We start from the raw sequence: 3,047 nt of genomic DNA on the forward strand, positions 1-3,047 counted from the left end.
GACGCGCACGTTTGAGGGGCGTGTGGGGCAACCCGTGGAAGTTCGAGTCTTCTCGACCGCACCACCAAACGAAAAAAGCTCCCGGAGTTTGAACTCTGGGGGCTTTTTTTATCTGCTTCTTTTTTTATATACTTAAGGAAATCAGGTACATAGAGGGAAAGAGGGTTGAGAAGAATGAAAGTCCTCATCATCGGAGGTACCGGCTTCATCGGGCCGTTTGTCGTTCAACAACTGGTCGAACAAGGGCATGCGGTCGCCGTCTTCAACCGCGGGCGCAGCGATACGAAATTGCCGGACGGGGTGCAGGTCATTCGCGGCGATCGCCAAGAACTGCCCAAGTTTGTCGGGCAATTCAAGCAATTTGCGCCGGATGTCGTGCTCGATATGATTCCGTTTTTTGAAAAAGACGCGCTGGCGGTGGTGAACACGTTTCAAGGCATCGCCCGCCGCACGGTCATGATCTCTTCCGGCGATGTGTACCAAGCGTTTGCGCGCATTCACGGCAAAGACCAGAGCCCCGTCGACCCCGGCATGATCACCGAATCTTCACCGTTGCGCTCGCAGTTGTTTCTCTACAGAGGGTCGCGGACCGGGGAATTTTTTGATAACTATGACAAGATTCCTTGTGAGAAGGCGTACTTGAGCAAGCCGAATCTATTGCCGGGAACGGTTTTGCGCTTGCCGGTCGTGTACGGGCCGCGCGACAACCAGCATCGGTTCCGCTCGTACATTGACCAGATGGTCGAGGGGGTTCCGGCGATTCGCATGCAGAAGGAGTGGGGCAACTTCCAATGGACGCATGGCTATGTGGAGAACATCGCCCACGCCATCGTCCGCGCGGTCACTGATGAACGGGCGGCCAACCGCATCTACAACGTCGGCGACGTGGAAACCCGTCCGTTCAAAGACTGGGTGCGCGACGTCGGCACTCAATTCGGCTGGCAGGGCGAGATCCTCTTGGTCGATCAAGAGGAATTGCCCGACTCGGAGCGCACGAACGCCAACTTGGAGCAGCACATGATCTGCGACACATCCGCCATCCGCCGCGAGCTCGGCTACGAAGAGATCGTCCCGTATGAAGAGGGTCTGCGCCGCACCATTGAGTGGGAGCGCACCACCGATGAATCCGATCTGACCGACATCACCTGATGGCAGCGGTGAATCCGATAAAAAAGCCTGCGTCCCGTGGAGGACGCAGGCTTTTTTGTGGGGTCAGAGCGATTGTTGACTGTCTTGGTCTTTGGGGTGGCTTTTCCATTTGTTGTTGATGTAGGCGATCGCGAGCGTGATCGCGCCGAGGAGGAAGAGGACGAGCACTTTGTAGATGGTGTCGGAGCCGGAGAGGTCGATGAAGATCGTCTTCAGAGCGACGAGGCCGAGCACGATGGAGCCGAACCAGCGGAACGCCGCCTGTTTGCTGTACGCCCCCCAGAGGAACAGGAGGAGTGCGTAGACGCCCCAGGAAATGGAGAGGCTCAAGTAGAGGTTGCTGTGGTTCAGGTCGTAGTAGCGCCAGAGATTACGAATCTGGAAGGTCAACAGGCCCCCGACCATGATGTGACTGGAGACCGCGAAGAAAGTCGAGATGGATTCGGCGTCTGCTTTGCCGGCCTGGAACTGCACTTTGACCGAATAGTAGAACCCGAGAACTGCGAGTAGAATCCACGCGACACCGGATGTGTTCAAGAAAGGAATGAACGTGTTGAACCACAAGCCAAGCGGTGCGTCCCATGTGGTAAAGAACCAGTACAGCGAGATGCAGACCCACACGCAGGAGGCGATCCATTTGTAGAGGTCGCGGCTCCGGCGTTGCCCGGTGATCATCACAGCGGCGGATACGAGCGCCCAGAAGTAGACGGAGAGCAGCGGTTTGAATTCCCAACCGCGCCCGAACTCCGAGGCGGAGACCAGCAACAACAAGATGCCGGCGATCAGTTTGCTGTACAGGGCCAATGTTGCGGTGCGGTTGCCCATGTAGACGATCAGAGCGGCGAGCAAGTAGATGACGCCCATCCCTGCGAGCGGCACGGTGTAGGAGACGACGCCGTCGGTGAGGAGCAACGCCCAGAGCGTAAACAGCACGCCGTTGGCAAATCCTAAGTAGAGGTTGAGACCTTCGAAGTGACGATTTTGTTGCCAAGAAGAGTAGAGGAAGCCGATGATGTAAAAGACGAAGGCGGACGCGGCGTAGAGGAACGGCAGGGTCCATGTGGTCGGATCGAAATGCACATAGTAGACGAGGTAGAGCAGCCACGTGCCGACGAACGCTTCTGCGCGCAGTTCGAACCAGTTTTTCTTGATGCTGAGGAAGAAGAAAGCGGCGTTGATGACGAGCAGATAGAGGAAGAGCGAGAACACTTGGTCGTTTTCCGGTTGCAGCACCAGCGGGGAGACGAGCCCGCCAAGCAGTGAGATGTGCATCAAGATGCGTAAGTTGGAGCGGTAGGCGAGCGCGGTGACTCCGACCGTGATAATCAACATCGAGAGGAAGACGGTCATCGAGCTCCAGAGATCGAAGTACACGCCGGCAAAGGAACAGGTCGTGTATAGCAACGCGACGCCGAGCCCGGTGACGACTTGACCGAGAATCACGTTTCGGCCGAGCAGTTTGCGTACGCCGAACAACACGACGGCGACACCGACCAGAAGACCTGCCGCGATCTTCGGTCCGTCGGAGATCCAGCCCTGATCGACGGCGTACTTGAAGAGATACGAAAAGGCCAAGATCAGAAACAGGGCACCCAGCAGCGTGATCCAGTTTCGCTTGAAGAATTGAATCAAATCCAGACACCTCCTAAATAGTGGCAGACTAATAATACTATGATTTCATGTGATATCACAAGCATGGGGGAGAAGTGTTGAGGATAAACTTGCTGAATGCCAAAGTTTGTGGAAGTTTGTTTCACAATCATGATTGAGGTAGACGTGCATTCGTGTTAAGATAACTCCTGTCAACAGCGCAGGTCAACAACAGAGGCAAACAACACAGGGGCATAGTTCAGTTGGTAGAACGTCGGTCTCCAAAACCGAATGTCGTGGGTTCAAGT

2 protein-coding genes are annotated in these 3,047 nt (G+C 55.6%); one reads left to right on the plus strand and one right to left on the minus strand.

All coding sequences use genetic code 11. The features are described 5' to 3' along the window. The first annotated feature begins 174 nt into the window (after nucleotides 1–174). Nucleotides 175–1,149, plus strand: a complete 975-nt coding sequence (locus EL26_RS22815) for an NAD-dependent epimerase/dehydratase family protein (protein ID WP_052036728.1) — start codon at nucleotides 175–177, stop codon at nucleotides 1,147–1,149. 63 nt (nucleotides 1,150–1,212) lie between these two features. On the opposite strand, the gene EL26_RS22820 is transcribed toward EL26_RS22815, so the two are convergent. Next, complete coding sequence (locus EL26_RS22820; protein WP_038094735.1) at nucleotides 1,213–2,781, minus strand: DUF2339 domain-containing protein; 1,569 nt, start codon at nucleotides 2,779–2,781, stop codon at nucleotides 1,213–1,215. Nucleotides 2,782–3,047: the final 266 nt, after the last annotated feature.

It is taken from the genome of Tumebacillus flagellatus (genome assembly GCF_000714935.1).
In the GTDB taxonomy this organism is placed as follows: Bacteria; Bacillota; Bacilli; order Tumebacillales; family Tumebacillaceae; genus Tumebacillus; species Tumebacillus flagellatus.